Here is an 18,089-nt window from a genome sequence, read left to right as displayed (position 1 = left end):
GCGAGTACGGCATCCTGGATCGATGCCCCGCGACCCGAGACCCGCCGACGTCCAGGTCGAGACCTATCGGCGCGGCGACGCGCGAACCAGGGTCACCCGCGTATCCAGCGGGGCCACGACGGGGCGCTCGTTCGTGCTCGTGGCCGGCATCGGGGTGGCATCGACGTACTTCGAGTTCCTCGCACCGCTGCTCGCGAACGAGGGCGACGTCTTCGCCCTCGACCTGCCGGGCTTCGGCGGGGTCCCCGCCTCGGGGGAGCAGCCCACCGCCTCCTTCTTCGCCGACCAGGTCGAGGGGGTGCTCGACCACTACGACCTCGACGACCCCGTGCTCATCGGGCACTCGATGGGCACGCAGGTGGTCACCGAGGTGCTCGCGCGGCGGCCTGACCTCTCGCACGCGGTGCTCGTGAGTCCCGTCGTCGACGAGAGCGAGGCCCACGCCCTCACCCAAGCGGTGCGTTTCGTGCAGTCGACGCTGCGCGAGTCCGTGCACATCGCGTTGCTGGCGGTGTCGGCCTACCTGTTGTGCGGGTTCCTCTACTTCTTCGAGACGTTGCCGCACATGCTGCGCTACCGCATCTCGGACCGCATCGGTGCGGCTCACGCGACCCTGCTGCTCGTGCGCGGCGAGTTCGACCGCCCCTCGCCGCGCCGGCTGCATTCGCGTCTGGTCGCCCGCGCCCGCTCCGCGCGCCGGTGGGAGATCGAGGGGGCCGCACACTGCGTCGTGAACAGTCACGCCGTCGGCGTGGCCGACCTGGTCGTGCGGCACGTGCGCGACGAGCTGGCGGCGAAGGGCCGGATGCCGGCGGCCGACGCCGTGGTTCCCCCGGCCTCGCACGCCGACGTGCGCATGGTGCTCGGCGCCATGGCCAGCCGCGCCGCCGAGTGGGTCAGCGCGGCACGCAAAGACGAGACGGGCGTGGAGAAGGCCAAGGCGCGCCACACCCGGGTGCTGTGGGAGGCCTACCGCCCACGCAGCTGAGGGGTACCTCGCCCGCCGCGCCACGGCAACCCCCGCGACCGCGCGTCGCGACGCCCGCAGGATGGGTTCGGTGTCGACTCGCCCGCGCACTCATCGCTCATGAGATTGTCCCCGTCCCTCGATCCGCGACGGTGGTGGTCCGACGCGGTCACCCCCGACCGCCTCCTGCTGGCCGCCAAGACCGCTGCGGCGGCCGCCCTCGCCTGGTATCTCGCGCCCCTCGTGCCCTTCGCGCAGAGCGAGTACTCGTACTACGCCCCGTTGGGCGTGCTCGTCAGCATGTACCCCACCGTCGCCCGCTCCGCCTCGAGCGGGGTGCAGGCGGTCGTCGGTCTCGCGCTGGGCATCGGGCTGGGCCTCGCGAGCCTCGCCGTGGTGGGAGCGGGCCTGCCGCGCATCGTGGCGGTCGCGGTCGTCATCCTGATCGGCGTGCTGCTGGCCGGCGTACGCGCGCTCGGCGTCGGCCGCGACTGGGTGGCCATCGCGGGACTCTTCGTGCTGCTGCTGGGCGGCGCCGACCCCGACGGCTACTCGTCGTCGTACCTGATGACGATGGCCTTCGGCGTCGTGGTCGGTGTGGTGGTGAACCTCGTGGTGGTGCCCCCGCTGCGGGTGCAGCGGGCCGACGACCGGCTGGGCCACCTGCGCGATGCTCTCGGCGACGCCCTGCGCGCGATCGCCGATTCGCTCGCCGGTCACGCCTTCGACCCCGCCGCCGCCGACGCGGCCTCGGAGGGTCTCACCGGCACCCTCGCCGACGTGAAAGAAGAGGTCGAGCTCGCCGACGAGAGCCGCCGATACAACCCCCGCGGCCGGCGCCTGCAGGCTCCGCGTGACCTGAACCGCCGCCGCCTCGACGCCCTCACCGGCATCGCCGACGCCACCCGCGAGTTGGCGGCGGCCCTCGGCCGCCTGACCGCCGGGCCCGACGTCGACACGCGCCTGCCCCCGGACGCCCGGCGCGCGCTCGCCCAGGCGATCGAGAGCGTGTCGCACCTGGCCGTCACGCCGCCCGACCCGCAGAGCACGGGCCCGCAGCTGCACGAGGCCGAGACGGCGCTCACGCGGTACACCGACCGCCTGCGTGAGCTCGCGGCCGATGAGGAGCCCCTCGACGCGTGGGAGGCGGCGGTGAGCCTGCGCCGCGTGATCGCCGCGTGCGGCCCCTTCTCCGACCCCGACGCCGACACCGCGACGCGCTGACGGGGCCTCGCTCGTCACGCGCGGAGCGCCCAAGGCAGTGCGCGCTGGTCCGCCCCGGTCAGGGCGCGGTCGCCGCCGCGTCGAGCGCACGCTCCAGGGCAGCCCCCGTCGCCGTGCGCGCCGCAGCCGGCACGGCGGCCAGGAATCCGCCGACGAACGTGTCGCCCAGGCCGATCGTGGTGGGGTGGGCGGTGTCGACGACGAACGCGGGCACGCCGATGGCCCCCAGGCGCTCGCGGAGCGCTGCCACCACGGCCGTCCCACCCGCGTGGCGGGGAAGACGAGCGGTCTCGTCGAGGTCGGCGGCCGTGCAGGCATCGCCGAGCCGGTACCGGGTCGCGGCGGTGCGCACCGCACTGTCGAGACCCGCGAGGTGCGCGGCGGCCGCGGGACCCACGGCGATCGCCCAGTACTTCGTGTGCACCACCAGAGTGCGCGCGGGAATGAGGCCGTGCACCTCGGCGAGCGCGGCAGCCACGTCGTCGGGTGAGAGCAGGTCGACGGGCCGGGCGAGGTACTCCTGCAGTTCGTCTTCGTTCATGCCGTACACGTCGATGCGATCGAGCAGGCGGGCGCGCACGAGGGCAGACTGTTCCCGCTGGTAGAAGCCCGCGTCCTCGTAGTACACGAGGGCGTCGGCGGGCAGGTGGCCCATCGCCGCGACGAGGTCGTCGAGCCGACGCGCGAGCAGGTCGGCATCCTGCATGGTGTTGAAGCCCGAGATCAGGAACGCCGCGGCTCCCTCGAGCACCTCACCGAGTCCCTCGGCGATCGCCATCTCGCGGTTGGGGGCGTCGTTGGCGAAGATCAGGCGATTGGATGCCGGAGCGGTCACCGCCGCGTCCGCGAGGTGCACGGTCGTCCCCTCGGGGTACTGCACGATCAGGTGCGGGTCGAGGGTGTCGCGCGTCGCCGACGACACCACCCGCATCGAGGCCGGCAGCAGGCGCCGCACGTTGTCGTCGATGCTCACGAGGTGCTGCACGGTGGGGACGCCGATGCGATCGAGCGCGATGCCCGCGCGCACGCCCGTGCCGCCGAGCGTGATCTCCTTGTCGAAGTGGGACGCGAACTGCTCGACGATCCGCGACGACAGGACGAAGCGCTCGCCTCCCCCGCCGGTGGCGAGGAAGGCGAGCACCGTGATCACGAGCGAGCGCTCGTCGATGATCGGCGTCGTGGTGGTCAGCTCGTCTCGACGGATGCCGTGCTCCTGCGCGAGCGCGGAGAGCACCGCGGCATCCCATCGGATCTCGTAGTCGACGGTGCCGCCGAGTCCGAGGACGAGGTCTTCTGCCATGACGTCGGTCACCGTCCGATCAGTACAGGTCGGCCTTGCCGGCGGCGCCGAACAGGTCGATCTTCTCCGCCGCGGTGATCTTCATCGCGGCGATGGGCTCGGGCTGGATCGCGTTGGGCTCGCGCAGGCGCCGGTCGGTGCCGAGGATCTCGCGCATGCGGTCGTGGTAGGCCACCTTGATGTCGCTGGAGATGTTGATCTTGTTCACGCCCAGCTCGACCGCACGGCGAAGCTCGGCATCCGGGTTGCTCGAGCCGCCGTGCAGCACGAGGGGAATGCCGACCGCGGCCTTGATCTGCTCGAGCAGGTCGTGACGCAGTTCGGGGCTCTTCTCGGCCGGGTACAGCCCGTGCGAGGTGCCGATCGCGATCGCGAGGCTGTCGACACCGGTCTGCTCGACGAAGCGCACCGCGTCGTCGACGTTGGTGTAGATGATCTCGGCGGCGCCGGATTCTCCGTAGCTGTCGTTCGCGCCGATGGTGCCGAGCTCGCCCTCGACCTGCACGCCCACGGCGTGCGCGGCCTCGACGACCTTGCGGGTGAGGGCGACGTTCTGCTCGAAGGGCTCGAGCGAGGCGTCGATCATCACCGAGGTGAAGCCCGACTGGATCGCGACGATCATCTGCTCGTAGGTTCCGCCGTGGTCCCAGTGGATGGCGACGGGCACGCTCGAGCGGTGCGCGCGGGAGCGCATCGCGGCGATCAGGTCGGTCGTGATGTGCGAGACCTCGTCGGGGTGGATGGCGATGATGACCGGAGCGGACTTCTCTTCGCTGATGTCCATGATCCCGGTGAACATCGACCAGTCGCTGATGTTGAAGGCCGGGATGGCGAAGCTGTGGGCGTTCGCCACGTCGAGGATGGACTTGCCGGTGTAGAGCACGGAGATTCTCCTTGTTGGGTGGGGTCGGGTGGCTTAGCTCTTCACCGAGCCGGCCGTCAGGCCGCTGATGAAGAAGCGCTGGAAGAACAGGAAGAGCAGCAGCACGGGGATCGAGCCGAGGATGCTCATCGCCATGATCTGGTTCCACTCGTACGAGTGCTGTCCCATGAGCAACTGGATGCCGATCGGCACCGTGCGCATGTCGATGGTGCGCGTGAGGGTCAGCGCGAAGAGGAACTCGTTCCACGCGATCATGAACGTGTAGATGCCCACCGAGACGATCCCGGGGATCGAGATGGGTACGAGCACGCGCCAGAGGGCGGTGAAGGATCCGGCCCCGTCGACGCGGACGGCCTCGTCGAGCTCCTTCGGCAGGGTGTTGAAGTACCCGGTCATCATGATGATCGCGTAGGGCAGCGTGAACACCATGTAGGTGAAGATGAGGCCCGGGTAGGTGTTGTACAGCCCGAGTCCCACCATGAGCCCGAAGTACGGGATGAGCAGGGTGATGGGCGGCACGGCCTGGACGCTGACGATGATGACGTTGACGATGCGTTTGCCGCGGAACTCGAAGCGGCTGAAGGCGTACGCGGCCTGGATCGCCACCAGGAGCGTGAGGATCGTCACGGCTCCCGCGACGACGTAGCTGTTGATGAAGAAGCGCACCGTCTCGGGGTTGGTGAAGATCGAGATGTACGCGTCGAACGAGAACGTCTCGGTGATCAGGCGCGGCGGGAGCTCGAAGATCTGCGTGTTCGACTTGAACGAGCTCGACAGCATCCACAGCACCGGTCCCGCGGCGAAGACCGCACCGAGGAGGAGGCCGATGAACACGCCGGTCTGGGCGAACCGGCGGCGTGCGACGGTGCTCATGGCGCGCGGGCGCGCGGGGGTGGTCAGGGCCATGTCAGTCCCTCGCCTTCTGCTGGCGGACGTAGAGCACCGCGATGATCATCGACATCGCCAGGACCAGCACCGCCGAGGTGGAGGCCATCGAGAAGTCGTACTTCGCGAATGCGAGCTTGTAGGTGTAGGTGCTGAGCATCTCGGTGACGTCGATCGGACCGCCGCCCGTGGTCAGCCAGATGAGGGCGAACTGCTGCGACGTCCAGATCAGGTCGAGCAGCACGAGGCTGACGATGATGGGGCGCAGCTGCGGGATGGTGACGTTCCAGAACCGCTGCGCGGGGCTGGCACCGTCGACGGTCGCCGCCTCGTACAGGTCGCTCGGAATCCCCTGGAGTCCCGCGAGCAGGCTCACCATGAAGAAGGGGTAGCCGGCCCAGATGTTGATGAAGGTCACCGTGCCGAGCGCGAGCGACGGAGAGGCGAGCCACTCGATGTCGGTGTTCAGCAGGAAGTTCACGATGCCGTTCGGCGAGAGCAGCATGCGCCAGAGCACGGCGATGACGGCGACGGTGAACAGCCACGGCAGCACGTACAGGCCGCGGAAGATCGCCCGGGGGATCGCGCCGATGAGCCGGCTGTTCAGCAGCATCGCGAAGGAGAGTCCGAGCACGAGGTGTGCGGCGACGCTGGTGAGGGTGAAGAAGAGGGTGTTGCCGGTCGCCTTCCAGAAGCCCGGGTCGGTGAGGATCGCGACGTAGTTGTCGACGCCCACGACCTGGGGACTCTTGTTCAGGATGACGTTGTCTTGGAACGAGTAGCCGATCACCATGACGATCGGGACGATCATCAGGACGAACAGCAGGATCAGGGTCGGCGACAGGAACGCGTAGGCCTCGCCGGCCTTGCGGAGTTGGCGGGTGCGGCGCGAGAGCGGTCGTCCGGTGACGATCACCTCGGTGTCGGGGGGTGTGAGGGTGCGCATGGTCATGATGTGCGGCTTTCGCTGAGCGGGATGCCGCACCGTGCGTGGGGGCGGTGCGGCATCCCGGTTCGGGGTCGGATCAGAACTCCGACGTCCATTCGTCCTGCGTCTTCTTCAGCGCGTCGCTCATCGACTGCTGACCGTCCAGAGCCGACTGGAACTGGGTGCCGAACTGGCGCATGAGTTCCTCGGCGACGGGGAGGCCCGTGAACTCGTTGGCGGGGTAGCCGGCCTTGTAGATGTCGAAGGCCGTCTTGAACAGCGCGTCGTCTTCGACGAAGGTCGGCACGCTCTCGGTGTTGCCGGGGAAGGCCTTGGCCATCGTCGACAGCTCGCTGTTGACGTCGGTGCCCATCAGGAACTGCACGAGCTTGAACGCGGCGTCCTTGTGCTCGGAGTTCTCGGCGACGCCGATCCCCCACGAGGCGTAGGGGATGCCCCGCTCACCGGTGAAGCCGTCTTCGGCGGGGATCGCCGAGATCGAGAAGGTCAGGTCGGGGTTGGACTCGCGGATGAGGTTGATGTGCGCGAGCGAGTCGATCATCATGCCGACGCGTCCGTTGGTGAACTCCTCGACCTTGTCCTGCTCCTTCATCGTGAACGAGCCGGGGGCGATGACCCCGTCCTTCCACAGCTGCTGGATGTAGTCGGTGGCCGAGGTGACGTCGGCGTTGGTGAGGTCGGGCTGCCCGTCCTTCAGCATCGAGCCGCCCGAGGCCCAGGCCCACGACATGACGTCGTTCTGCACGCCGTTGGGAGCTTCGAGCGAGAGCGGAAGCACCCACCCCGAGACGTCGCCGCCGAGCGCCGAGATCTTCTTGGCCGCGTCGGCGAACTCGGAGCGCGTCGACGGCGGTGCGCTGACACCTGCCTCCGCGAGGATGCCGTCGTTCGTGAACATCGGGTAGACGAAGTTCACGACGGGGATCATGTACGTGCTGCCGTCGACCTGGATCTGGCTGGCCAGCTGGCTGTCGTCGTAGCCCGAGTCGCTCATGAGCTTCGTCAGGTCGGCGATGACGCCCTGCTTGGCGAAGTCGCTCACCCACGCGCCGTCGAGACCGACGACGTCGGGCATGGTGCCGGAGGCAGCTCCGGCGAAGAGCTGCTCCTTGGTCGACGCGTACGGTCCGCTGACCAGGTCGACCTTGATGCCCGGGTTCTCCTGCTCGAACTGGTCCATGAGGCCACGGAACTGGCCGTCTCCCAGCTCGGGCTCCCACCACTGGGCGAATTCGATCGTGACGTCTCCGTCTGCCGAGGTGGCGGCGCCGTTCGACGAGCACCCCGCCATGGCCAGGAGGGTCGAGGCCGCTGCTGCGACACCGACGAGCTTGATGGCGTTCCGACGCCGGCGCCCGCTGTTGTCCATCGTTTCTCCTCATTGAGATTTGCTGTATTTAGCGCTGTTGTGCGCGTTATTGCTGCTTTCAGCACGAGTATGCGCTCACCTGCGGGGTCGGTCAAGCGTTCGATGCAGATTCGTGACAATTGCCGCATCGAACTGCGCGACAAGCAGCAAAAAACGCTTCTTTACTGCGTTTCCATGCCGTTTTCACACAACGAGTGCCGATTCGGTTGCCGCTCTGTGCTAGAGATGACGGCATGGACGCAGCCACAGCCACGACGAAGAGGCGACTGCCCGCGGGACGCAAAGCCGAGCTGGCCGCCTACGTCGCCGAGTCGGGTCAGGTCACGGTCGTCGACCTCGCCTCGCATTTCGGCGTCTCGATCGACACGGTGCGCCGCGACCTCGATCAGCTCGACCGCGAAGGCATCGTCGTCCGCACGCACGGCGGCGCCGTCAGCGCGATGTCGGTTCCCGGCCGCGACCGGGGCCTCGATGTGCGCCTGCAGATGCAGATCTCCGAGAAGGAACGCATCGCCACGCTGGCCGCCGACCTCATCGAGGACGGCTCGGTGCTGGTACTGAACGCCGGCACCACCACACTCGCCGTCGCCCGCGCCCTGCGCAACCACCGCAACCTGACCATCGCGACGAACAACCTGCGCATCCCCGCCGAGATCTCCCCCAGCGTCTTCCGCGACCTCTTCCTGTTCGGCGGAGCGGTGCGCACCATCACGCAAGCGACGACGGGGCCGGTGACCCTCGCGATGAACTCGCACACCCCCGAGGTCGAGATCCGCTGCGACTACGCGCTCATCGCGGTGGGCGCGGTCGACGCCTCGGGCTTCTCGACCAGCAACCTCGGCGACGCCACGATGATGAGCGAGATGATCCAGCGCGCCGATCGCACGGCGATCCTCGCCGACTCCTCCAAGCTCGACCGGCGCCTGTTCGCCCAGGTCGCCCCGCTCGAGAAGGCCGACTACCTCATCACCGACGCGCCGCCCTCTCCCGACCTCGCGGCAGCGTTGGCCGACGCGGGGGTCACGGTGCTGACGCCGTAGGGCGCGCTCCGACTCCGGTGACCGGACGGGCCGCTCAGCCCGCCGTCAGCGGCACCCGCAGCACGGCGTCGTCGCCGCCCCCGCCGCGGTCGGTGTTGCTCGTGACGATCCAGAGCGATCCGTCGGGAGCGAGCACCGCGTCGCGCAGGCGACCGAACTCCCCGACGAAGAACTCCCGTGCGCTCGTGGGGTCGGCGGTGGGGACCACCCGCAGGCGCTGGCCCCGCAGGTTCGCGATGAGCACCGAGCCGTCGACGACCGCGAGACCGCTGGGGCTGGCATCCACCGGCGCCCACTGCTGCACGGGATCGACGAACCGGTCGTCGCCGCCGGTGCCCTCCACCTCGGGCCAGCCGTAGTTCGCGCCGGGCTCGATGACGTTGAGCTCGTCCCAGGTGTTCTGGCCGAACTCCGACGAGAACAGCGTGCCCTCGGCATCCCACCCGAGGCCCTGCGGGTTGCGGTGCCCCATGCTCCACACCGGCGAGCCGGCGACGGGGTTGTCGGCGGGCACGTCACCCCCGGGCGTCACGCGCAGGATCTTGCCGCCGAGCGACTCCGGGTCCTGCGCCGCGTCGGGATCGCCGGCATCGCCCGCGGTGACGTAGAGCATGCCGTCGGGGCCGAAGGCGAGGCGGCCTCCGTTGTGGGTGTTCGCGGAGGGGATGCCGTCCACCACCGTCTGCGCGGCCCCCAGGGCGAAGGATCCGGCCGAGCCCTCGAGCGCGAAGCGTGAGACGCGGTTGCCGTCGGGGGTGGTCACGTAGGCGTAGAGCATGCCGTCGGCGTGGGCGATGCCGAGCAGCCCGCCCTCGCCACGCGCCACGAGGTCGGGCACCTCCCCCACCACGCGGGTGTCGTCGCCCACGATCTCGAGGATCTCGCCGGTGTCGCGCTGGCTGACGAGGGCAGTGTCCCCGACGAAGGCCACCGACCAGGGGGTGGTGAATCCGGATGCCACGACCTCGGGCTCCCCGTCGGGGACGACGAACCCGGGGGTTCCGGCCGTCGGGGTCGACGCGGGCGTCGCCGCGGGGGACGCGGCCCTCTCCCCCGTGCAGCCGGCGAGCGCGATCAGCGCGAGAGCGAGGCCCGCCGCCGCCCCCGCGCGACGTTCCCGCGTCGCGGTGGTCATGGGATCGTCAGCAGCACTTTGGTGGCGCGACGCTCGTCCATGGCCTTGTACCCCTCGGCCGCTTCCTCGAGCGGAAGGGTCAGGTCGAAGACGGCGCCGGGATCGATCTCGCGGTCCCAGATGAGTTGGATGAGCGCGGGGAGGAACCGCCGCACGGGAGCGGGACCGCCGTGCAGGTGCACGGCCGAGCGGAACAGCTCCTGACCCTCGAGGGTCACGTCGTGCGAGACGCCGACGAAGCCGACGTGACCACCCGCGCGCGTGGAGCGGACGGCCTGTTCCATCGACTGCTGCGTGCCGACGGCCTCGATCACCGAGTGCGCGCCGAGGCCGCCGGTGAGCTCCTTCACCCGGGCGATGCCCTCGTCTCCGCGCTCCTCGACGATGTCGGTCGCACCGAACCGCCGGGCGAGCTCCTGCCGATCGGCGTGCCGCGACATCGCGATGATGCGCTCGGCGCCGAGCTGCTTCGCGGCCAGGATGCCGAGCAGTCCCACCGCTCCATCGCCGACGACGGCGACGGTCTTACCGGGGCCGACCTCGGCCGCCACCGCGGCGAACCAGCCGGTGCCCAGCACGTCGCTCGCGGCCAGGAGCGAGGGGATGAGGTCGTCGTCGGGCTGACCGGGGGTGGCGACGAGCGTGCCGTCGGCGTGCGGGATGCGCGCGAACTCGGCCTGGGTGCCCACGCGCCCCATCGGCACGACGTGAACGCAGCGCGACTGGTAGCCCGCCTGGCAGATCTCGCACGTGTTGTCGGAGGCCATGAACGACCCGACGACGAAGTCGCCGACCGCGACCTTCTTCACCTCGGAGCCGATCTCGGTGACGACACCGACGTACTCGTGGCCCATGGGCGTGGCATCCACGTCGTCGGATCCGCGGTACGGCCAGAGGTCGGAGCCGCAGATGCAGGAGGCGGCCAGGCGGATGACGGCGTCCGTCGGTTCTTCGATGACCGGGTCGGCGCGGTCCTCGACGCGCACATCTCCGGCGGCGTGCATGATGACTCCCCGCATGGCGGTTCCTCTCGATCGGAAGGTTCGGCTTCCGGAATACCCGCCGCACCTGGAAACGGCCCGGGGGTTGCGCCCCCTTTATTGCGGGCACCAGCGGTCACATGCGCGCGTAGCGCGCGCGGGCGAAGCAGAACAGGCCGTACACGATCAGCCCCGCGCCCACGAGCCACAGCACGACCTGGCCGAACGGCAGAGCGGCGAGCGAGCGCAGGGCGGCGTCGATCCCGCCCGCGGCGTTCGGGTCGTGCGTGACGGCGGCCACGACGAACAGCACACCCGCCACCCCCACGGCGACGCCCTTGGCGATGTATCCGACCGTGCCGAAGACCCGGATGCCGCGACCCGCGGTCCCCGCGGGGATCGACAGGTTCTTGGTGAAGGCGCGCGTGCACCCGCGCACGACGAACGCGACGCCGACGGCAGCGACCGCCACGCCGACGACGACCAGCAGGGCGACGCCGCCCGGCATCGCGAGGATGCGCGCGCTCAGGGTCTGCGACGACTCCGACGAGTCGGAGCTGCCGCCCACGGCCAGCGTCACCGCGGTCACCGCGATGGCCACGTACGCGATCGCGGTGCCGACGAACTTCGCCCGATGCGCCCAGCGCTTCTTGGCATCGGAGTCGCGCTCGACGAAGGCCTCCGCGATCTGCCAGACGGCCAGGGCGGCGAGACCGACAGCGATCACCCAGAGCAGGGCGAGGCCGGCGGGAGCATCGCGCACCTGCTGCAGGGCGCCGCTCTGGTCGGCGCTGTCACCTCCCCCACCGGTGGCGATGCCGACGGCGATCACGCCGATGAGCAGGTGGAGCAGTCCGAGCACGACGTAGCCGACGCGTGCGGCGGCCTCGAAAGCGCGGGAATCCTGGGCCTTGCCGGCAGCGGCGGATGCGGAGGTCATCCGCGAACGATAACGCTCACTCGCCCGTCGCGACCAGGCGTTGCGCTCGACGCACGCGCCACACCTCGACCAGCGCCCACACCAGGGTCGAGACCGCGATCCCCTCGAGCAGGCCCGCCGTCACGTCGGACAACCAGTGCGCGTGCAGGTACGTGCGACTCCACATCATCACCACGACCCACACCACCCCCGCCGTCCACACCCAGCCTCGGCGCAGGATCAGACCGAGGACCACGGCGATGGTGGTCGCCACGGCGGTATGCCCCGAGGGGAACGAGGTGGCCACGGTCTCGGCCAGCGAGTCCGCGGGCCGCGCGCGGGCGATCACGGCGGCGAGCGGCGCCCCGATCAGCACGACCAGGGCGATGGAGGACGCGACGGCGAGCGCGTCCCAGGGTCGCCGCCGCAGCAGGAAGACGACGGTGGTCGCGACCCCGATGACGATCATGCCGATCGTGCCGCCGACGATCGCGGGGATCCAGGCGACGATGACCGCGACGGGGTTCGCCAGGTCGGCCATCGCGTCGTCCCACCACTGGTCGATCGGCAGCGGCGCCGATCCGCTCAGCTCGACGGCGAAGCGGAGTCCGACGAAGAGCACCGCGGCGACGACACCCACCACGAGGGCGATCGGACGGCGGTGATCGACCCGCGGCCGGTCGGGCAGCAGGGCGGCGTCGGTGGTGGCATCCATCCCGGAATCGTCGCAGGTCCGATGCCGTGACGGCGAGGTCTTGCTCCGGGGCGTCGAACCACTCCTCAGCGCGGACGCGCCGAGGCGATGAGCATGTCGAGCCCCAGCTCGAACGCTCGGGTGGCGACCGGGTCGTCGGGATCTTCGTCGGCGAGCGCGGCGAACGCGGCCGCGAAGCGCGGCACCGTCTCTTCCTGCCCGGTGGGATCGAACACCACGCTCGGACCCGACATGTCGAGCACGCTGCCGAGGATGAACGACTCGAAGACCGTGAGCAGGGGCAGCAGGTCGCGCTGCGGCCATCCGACCGCCTCGGCGGCGACGGCGAAGTGCTCGTACCCGGCCAGCAGCACCGGCGCCGACGCCCGCTCGGTCATGAGCAGGGGGATCGCCCGCGCGTGACGGGCGAACGCGCGGCGGTACGACCGCGCCCAGGCGCGCAGGCCCTCTTCCCAGGGGAGGTCGCGCAGCGGCGCGAAGTCGATGTGCTCCGACACCAGCGCCCGCACGTCTTCGACCATGGCCGCGCGGTTGGGCACGTGGTTGTACAGCGAGGCGGGGTTCACCCCGAGACGGGCGGCGACCCGGCGCACGCTCGCCCCGTCGGGGCCGTGACGGTCGACGAGCGCGAGCGCCGTGCGCGCGATGAGATCGCGGTTCAGCAGCGGGGTCGTGGGTCGAGCGATGGTGGCCTCCGGGGTTCGTTCCGAGCCTACGCATCGGGGTGTCGGAAAAGCCTGGTTCCCGTAAAACAAACGGTGTATGTTTACCGCCATGACCACCGAGGCCTTCACCGTCGTCGAGGCGGACATCGACCGACTGCACGCCGCCCTCGACGCCGGCATCGTCACCAGCGTCGAGCTCGTCGCCCGCTACCTCAACCGCATCGGCGCCTACGACCGCTCGGGCATCCGCCTCAACTCCGTCCCCGTGCTCAACCCGCGCGTCTTCGACGAGGCGCGCGCCGCAGACGCCCGCCGCGCCCGTGGCGAGCAGCGCGGTCGCCTCGACGGCATCCCCTTCACCGCGAAGGACAGCTACCGGGTCGAAGGTCTGCCCGTGGCATCCGGATCCCCCGCCTTCCGAAACCTCATCGCGCAAGACGACGCCTTCGCGATCGAGCGCCTCCGGGCCGCGGGCGCGGTGTTCCTCGGCCTCACCACCATGCCGCCGATGGCTGCCGGGGGCATGCAGCGCGGCGTCTACGGCCGCGCGGAGTCGCCCTACAACGGCGAGTACCTCACCTCGGCGTTCGGCTCCGGCTCGTCGAACGGCTCGGGCACGGCCACCGCGGCCAGCTTCGCCGCCTTCGGCCTCGGCGAGGAGACGTGGTCGTCGGGGCGCGCGCCGGCCTCGCACAACGCCCTGGTCGCCTACACCCCCTCGCGCGGTGTCATCTCGGTGCGCGGCAACTGGCCGCTCGTGCCCACCATGGACGTCGTCGTGCCGCACACCCGCTCGATGCCCGACCTGCGTCACGTCCTGGATGCCGTGATCTCCGACGACGCCGTGACCGAGGGCGACCTGTGGCGCACGCAGCCCTGGATCGCGCTCCCTCGTCCCTCCGAGGTACGCCCCGCCTCGTTCGCCGAGCTCGAGACCCCGCCGCTCGCGGGTCTGCGCTTCGCCGTGCCCCGCATCTACATCAACGGCGACCCCGACAACGCGATCCCCATCGCCACGCGCGCGAGCGTCATTCGACTGTGGGAGTCCCTGCGCGCCGACCTCGAAGCCGCCGGCGCCGAGGTCGTCGAGACCGACTTCCCCGTCGTCGACCGTTACGAGAAGCTGCACGACGGGGACGAGGACTTCCTCGACCGCGGGTTCGTCACCCGCGAGTTCCTCGACGACGAGGTCGGCGACCTGGCGGTCTGGGCGATGGACACGTTCCTGCGTCAGAACGGCGACCCCGAGCTGCACCGCCTCGCCGACGCCGACGCCGCGCTCATCTTCCCCCCGCCGCCCGGCTCCCTGCACGACCGCTACGGCATCTGGCACTTCGACATCTCGTACGACATCGCCGACTACGTGCAGCGCGCCCGAGAGTGGCAACCCGACTGGCACGACGTCGCGAGCCTCGAGCGGGGCCTCCGGGGCCTCGAGCACACCCGCCGCGTCGACTTCGAGGACTGGCTCGAGGCCGAGGGCTTCGACGCCGTGATCTTCCCCACGCAGTCCGACGTCGGTCCCGCCGACGCCGACGTGAACCCCGCCTCGGCCGACATCGCGTGGCGCAACGGCGTCTGGGTCTCCAACGGCAACCTCGTGCCCCGCCACCTCGGCATCCCGACCGTCACCGTGCCGATGGGCACCATGGCCGACACGGGGATGCCGGTGGGCCTGACGATCGCCGGGCCCGCGTACAGCGACACCCGGCTCGTGCAGCTGGGCTCGGCCATCGCCGACCTCGGCGAGCGGCGCACCGCACCTCCGCGCACGCCCACCCTGCCCGACGAGACCGTGTTCGCCGACCCGAAGCCGGCCGCCGAGGGCGCGCTCTCGCTGCGCGTCGACGGAGTCTCGCTCGACGGCACGCGCGTGCGCTTCACCGCGATCGTGAGCGGTGGCCCCGCCGCCGACGTGGTCGCCTACGTCGACGGCATCCGCATCGAGACGAGCCGCGAGGGCGACCGCGTGAGCGGCTCGACCGAGGTGGCCCCCGGCGCCTACGGTGAGGCCGTGAGCGAATGGGTCGCCCCCACCGGTCCGCTCGTCGTCGTCGTCGCCCGCGACGCGGCGGGCACCGTCGCCGGCGCCGTCGCGACCACCCCGCACGCCTCTCTCTGACATCCCGAGTCTCCGAGGAATCGACATGACCACCGACACGACCGCCGTCTTCGACTACTTCTCGCAGGTCGATCTGCCCACGCCCACGCTGTCCGACGACGAGGTGCGCCGTCTGTTCGCCGACGTCTTCGGCGTCGAGATCGACGTGCACGCCCTCGGCAGCCAGCAGGATCAGAACTTCCGCGTGTTCCCCCGGGGCGAGAGCGATCCGCTGGGCGTGTTGAAGCTCAGCAACCCCGTCTTCAGCGCGGCCGAGATCGACATGCAGGACGCCGCGGCCTCCCTCGTGGCCGAGCGCAGCCCGCACGTGCGCATCCCCCGGATCGTCGAGGGTCCGCGCGGCGTCATGTCCGCCTGGTGGGAGTCGTCGCAGGGCCGCATCCATGCCCGCGTGATCGAGAACATCTCGGGCCGCACCCTGAACGGCTCCGGGTACCTCTCCCCCACCGTCGTCGCGGCGCTGGGCGCGCTCTCGGGCGCCGTGAGCCTCTCGCTCGCCGACTTCACCCACCCCGCCAGCGGCCGGGTGCTGCAGTGGGACCTGCGGCACGCCGGTCGCGTCATCGACACGCTGCTCCCCCTCGAACCCGACACCGAGGTGCGGGGCGTCGTGCAGCGGGCCGCCGACGCCGCCCGTGCGGCGCTGGCCCCGGTGGCCGACGCCCTGCCGGTGCAGGCCGGGCACTTCGACGTCACCGACGACAACGTGCTGCGCGCCGACGGCACGGTCGTGCCCGACGCGGTCATCGACTTCGGCGACGTGTGCACGTCGTGGCGCGTGGGCGAGATCGCCACGACCGTGTCGTCGGTGCTGCACCACGACGGCGCCTCCCCCGAGTCGGCGCTCCCCGCCATCCGCGCGTTCGACGAGCTGCGCGATCTCACCGACGACGAGATCACCGCGCTCTGGCCGCTCGTCATCCTGCGCGGCGCCGTGCTCGTGCTCAGCGGCCGCGCCCAGGTGCGCCTCGACGACGAGAACGCCTACGCCACCGACGGACTCGACCGCGAGTTCCGGATCCTCGTGCAGGCGGCATCGGTCCCCCTCCCGGTGATCACCGCCTCGACGCGCGCCGCCCTCGGTCGCCCCGCGCTCGACGCGCGCGGCTGGACGGGTCGGACCCTGCTGCCCTTCGCCTCGCCGTGGGTGGAACTCGACGCCACGACCGAATCGCCCCTGAACGACGCGGGGGCCTGGCTCGATCCGTCGGCCCTGGATGCCGCGGCCCTCGACGCCCTCGACGCCGGTGCCGCGATGGTCACCGTGCCCGCCGGGCGCGCTCAGCTCACGGGCACCGTCGACCCCCTGCCGTCGACGACGGCGACCATCCCGACGGGCGTCACGCTCTGGCTCGCCGAGCCGACCCCGCTCGCCCCCGGTGAGATCTCCGTCGACGGCGACGCCGTCACCTGGACCTCGGGCGACGAGACGGTGATCGTCAGCGGCACGCCCGAGGACTCGGCATCCGGAATCCTGCCCGCGCGCACCCGCCTCGTCGTCCGGCGTGCAGCCGACGGCGCCGTGCCGCCCGCGCGCGTCTCGCCCGCCCTCGCCGCGGCATGGCGGAACGTCGCCGGCGACCCCGGCGAGGCCCTCGGCATGCCCACCGCGATCCCGGCCGACGACGACGTGCTCGCCCGGCGGCACGAGGTGCTCGCCGAGGTGCAGGAGCACTACTACTCCGCTCCCCCGCGCATCGAGCGCGGCTGGCGCGAACACCTCATCGACGTCGACGGCCGCGTGTACCTCGACATGGTGAACAACGTCGCGTCGGTGGGCCACGCCCACCCGCACGTCGTCGAAGCGGGCTCGCGGCAGATGCGCCTGCTCAACACCAACTCGCGCTTCCACTACCGCGCGATCACCGACTACGCCGACCGTCTGGCGGCGACGCTGCCCGACGGATTCGACACGGTGTTCCTCGTCAACTCCGGCTCCGAGGCCACCGACCTCGCCCTCCGCCTCGCGATGGCGGCGACCGGCCGCCCCGACATCGTCGCGATGCGCGAGGCCTACCACGGCTGGACCTACGCCAGCGATGCCGTGTCGACCTCGGTCGCCGACAACCCCTTCGCCCTCGACACGCGCCCCGCGTGGGTGCACACCGTCGACGCGGCCAACTCGTACCGCGGCCGGCACCGGGGGACGGATGCCGAGAACTACGCCCCCGAGGCCGTCGCCGTCATCGACGAGCTCGCGGCATCCGGTCGCGCGCCCGCGGGATTCATCGCCGAGACGTACTTCGGCAACGCCGGCGGCGTGGCCCTGCCCGAGGGGTACCTCACCGACGTCTACGCCGCGATCCGTCGCCACGGCGGCCTCGCGATCGCCGACGAGGTGCAGGTGGGCTTCGGCCGCCTGGGCGAGTGGTTCTGGGGCTTCCAGCAGCAGGGCGCCGTGCCCGACATCATCGCGGTGGCGAAGTCGATCGGCGGCGGACACCCGCTCGGGGCGGTCATCACGCGCCGCGAGATCGCCGACCGCTACCGCACACAGGGGTACTTCTTCTCGTCCACCGGCGGCTCCCCCGTCTCGTCGGCGATCGGCCTGGCCGTGCTCGACGTCATCGAGCGGGAGGGCCTGCAAGAGAACGCGCGCGTCGTCGGCGCGCACCTCAAGGGCCGTCTCGAAGAACTCGCGCAGGCGCACCCGATCATCGGCACCGTGCACGGCTCGGGGCTGTACCTGGGCGTGGAGTTCGTGCGCGACCGCGAGACCCTCGAGCCCGCCGCAGCCGAAACCGCCGCCATCTGCGATCGCCTGCTCGAGCTCGGCGTCATCATGCAGCCCACCGGCGACTTCCAGAACGTCCTCAAGATCAAGCCGCCGCTGGTCATCACGCGCGCCTCGGTCGACGTCTTCGTCGACGCCCTGGATCGCGTGCTGACCACCGGTTTCTGACCGACCCCTCCGCGCGACCCGCGCGACCCGACCC

At 70.7% G+C, this 18,089-nt stretch carries 14 protein-coding genes and 1 pseudogene; 5 read left to right on the top strand and 10 right to left on the bottom strand.

Features of this window, described 5'->3' with window-relative positions; translation table 11 throughout:
- The first annotated feature begins 22 nt into the window (after positions 1 to 22).
- Together ASG45_RS04565 and ASG45_RS16445 are read left to right on the top strand one after the other, a co-directional pair.
- Positions 23 to 988, top strand: coding sequence for an alpha/beta fold hydrolase (locus ASG45_RS04565; RefSeq protein ID WP_055833440.1), 966 nt, complete (start codon positions 23 to 25; stop codon positions 986 to 988).
- Positions 989 to 1,087: 99 nt separating this feature from the next.
- Positions 1,088 to 2,191 carry an FUSC family protein gene (locus ASG45_RS16445; protein WP_200943391.1) on the top strand — a complete coding sequence of 368 codons (1,104 nt, stop codon included), beginning with the start codon at positions 1,088 to 1,090 and terminating at the stop codon, positions 2,189 to 2,191.
- 58 nt (positions 2,192 to 2,249) lie between these two features.
- Here ASG45_RS16445 and ASG45_RS04555 read toward each other — a convergent pair whose 3' ends face one another.
- The 5 genes from ASG45_RS04555 to ASG45_RS04535 form a co-directional block, all read right to left on the bottom strand.
- On the bottom strand, positions 2,250 to 3,503 hold the full coding sequence (locus tag ASG45_RS04555; protein ID WP_235561569.1) for an ADP-dependent glucokinase/phosphofructokinase: 1,254 nt from the start codon (positions 3,501 to 3,503) through the stop codon (positions 2,250 to 2,252).
- Between the two features lie 7 nt (positions 3,504 to 3,510).
- Entirely contained in the window at positions 3,511 to 4,374 is an 864-nt protein-coding gene (locus tag ASG45_RS04550) for a ketose-bisphosphate aldolase (protein WP_055833435.1), read from the bottom strand.
- 33 nt (positions 4,375 to 4,407) lie between these two features.
- Complete coding sequence (locus ASG45_RS04545) at positions 4,408 to 5,280, bottom strand: carbohydrate ABC transporter permease (RefSeq protein ID WP_235561568.1); 873 nt, start codon at positions 5,278 to 5,280, stop codon at positions 4,408 to 4,410.
- 1 nt (position 5,281) lies between these two features.
- Positions 5,282 to 6,211 carry a carbohydrate ABC transporter permease gene (locus tag ASG45_RS04540; RefSeq protein ID WP_055833432.1) on the bottom strand — a complete coding sequence of 310 codons (930 nt, stop codon included), beginning with the start codon at positions 6,209 to 6,211 and terminating at the stop codon, positions 5,282 to 5,284.
- A gap of 73 nt (positions 6,212 to 6,284) precedes the next feature.
- Complete coding sequence (locus tag ASG45_RS04535) at positions 6,285 to 7,577, bottom strand: ABC transporter substrate-binding protein (protein WP_055833430.1); 1,293 nt, start codon at positions 7,575 to 7,577, stop codon at positions 6,285 to 6,287.
- Positions 7,578 to 7,810: 233 nt separating this feature from the next.
- Here ASG45_RS04535 and ASG45_RS04530 point away from each other — a divergent pair, with 233 nt between their 5' ends.
- A complete protein-coding gene (locus ASG45_RS04530; RefSeq protein WP_055833427.1) occupies positions 7,811 to 8,617 on the top strand; it encodes a DeoR/GlpR family DNA-binding transcription regulator in 807 nt (268 codons plus the stop codon).
- Between the two features lie 34 nt (positions 8,618 to 8,651).
- On the opposite strand, the gene ASG45_RS04525 is transcribed toward ASG45_RS04530, so the two are convergent.
- The 5 genes from ASG45_RS04525 to ASG45_RS04505 form a co-directional block, all read right to left on the bottom strand.
- On the bottom strand, positions 8,652 to 9,752 hold the full coding sequence (locus ASG45_RS04525) for a PQQ-dependent sugar dehydrogenase (protein ID WP_055833424.1): 1,101 nt from the start codon (positions 9,750 to 9,752) through the stop codon (positions 8,652 to 8,654).
- Positions 9,749 to 10,771, bottom strand: coding sequence for a zinc-dependent alcohol dehydrogenase family protein (locus ASG45_RS04520; RefSeq protein ID WP_055833421.1), 1,023 nt, complete (start codon positions 10,769 to 10,771; stop codon positions 9,749 to 9,751). Before ASG45_RS04520 ends, ASG45_RS04525 begins: the two co-directional genes overlap by 4 nt.
- Before the next feature lie 97 nt (positions 10,772 to 10,868).
- On the bottom strand, positions 10,869 to 11,672 hold the full coding sequence (locus tag ASG45_RS04515) for a DUF1206 domain-containing protein (protein ID WP_055833419.1): 804 nt from the start codon (positions 11,670 to 11,672) through the stop codon (positions 10,869 to 10,871).
- Between the two features lie 16 nt (positions 11,673 to 11,688).
- Entirely contained in the window at positions 11,689 to 12,366 is a 678-nt protein-coding gene (locus ASG45_RS04510; RefSeq protein ID WP_055833416.1) for a phosphatase PAP2 family protein, read from the bottom strand.
- Positions 12,367 to 12,431: 65 nt separating this feature from the next.
- Entirely contained in the window at positions 12,432 to 13,142 is a 711-nt protein-coding gene (locus ASG45_RS04505; RefSeq protein ID WP_268773228.1) for a TetR/AcrR family transcriptional regulator, read from the bottom strand.
- On the opposite strand from ASG45_RS04505, the pseudogene ASG45_RS04500 reads away from it, so the two are divergent.
- Positions 13,141 to 14,814, top strand: a pseudogene (locus ASG45_RS04500) (amidase); the annotation flags it as partial. The gene ASG45_RS04505 and the pseudogene ASG45_RS04500 overlap by 2 nt on opposite strands.
- A gap of 364 nt (positions 14,815 to 15,178) precedes the next feature.
- A complete protein-coding gene (locus tag ASG45_RS04495; protein WP_055833410.1) occupies positions 15,179 to 18,055 on the top strand; it encodes an aminotransferase in 2,877 nt (958 codons plus the stop codon).
- Positions 18,056 to 18,089 lie beyond the last annotated feature (34 nt).

Origin of the sequence: Microbacterium sp. Leaf436 (assembly GCF_001424715.1) — a bacterium.
In the GTDB taxonomy this organism is placed as follows: domain Bacteria; phylum Actinomycetota; class Actinomycetes; order Actinomycetales; family Microbacteriaceae; genus Microbacterium.
Note: the sequence above shows the minus strand (reverse complement) of the source record. Positions and strands in the feature narration are given on the sequence as shown.

Bases quoted from the DNA above. Each gene is read 5' to 3' on its own strand.
- ASG45_RS04545 (WP_235561568.1), bottom strand. From the start codon at position 5,280: ATGGCCCTGACCACCCCCGCGCGCCCGCGCGCCATGAGCACCGTCGCA.
- ASG45_RS16445 (WP_200943391.1), top strand. From the start codon at position 1,088: ATGAGATTGTCCCCGTCCCTCGATCCGCGACGGTGGTGGTCCGACGCG.
- ASG45_RS04495 (WP_055833410.1), top strand. From the start codon at position 15,179: ATGACCACCGACACGACCGCCGTCTTCGACTACTTCTCGCAGGTCGAT.
- ASG45_RS04510 (WP_055833416.1), bottom strand. From the start codon at position 12,366: ATGGATGCCACCACCGACGCCGCCCTGCTGCCCGACCGGCCGCGGGTC.
- ASG45_RS04515 (WP_055833419.1), bottom strand. From the start codon at position 11,672: ATGACCTCCGCATCCGCCGCTGCCGGCAAGGCCCAGGATTCCCGCGCT.
- ASG45_RS04520 (WP_055833421.1), bottom strand. From the start codon at position 10,771: ATGCGGGGAGTCATCATGCACGCCGCCGGAGATGTGCGCGTCGAGGAC.
- ASG45_RS04540 (WP_055833432.1), bottom strand. From the start codon at position 6,211: ATGACCATGCGCACCCTCACACCCCCCGACACCGAGGTGATCGTCACC.
- ASG45_RS04525 (WP_055833424.1), bottom strand. From the start codon at position 9,752: ATGACCACCGCGACGCGGGAACGTCGCGCGGGGGCGGCGGCGGGCCTC.
- ASG45_RS04535 (WP_055833430.1), bottom strand. From the start codon at position 7,577: ATGGACAACAGCGGGCGCCGGCGTCGGAACGCCATCAAGCTCGTCGGT.
- ASG45_RS04530 (WP_055833427.1), top strand. From the start codon at position 7,811: ATGGACGCAGCCACAGCCACGACGAAGAGGCGACTGCCCGCGGGACGC.
- ASG45_RS04505 (WP_268773228.1), bottom strand. From the start codon at position 13,142: ATGGCGGTAAACATACACCGTTTGTTTTACGGGAACCAGGCTTTTCCG.
- ASG45_RS04565 (WP_055833440.1), top strand. From the start codon at position 23: ATGCCCCGCGACCCGAGACCCGCCGACGTCCAGGTCGAGACCTATCGG.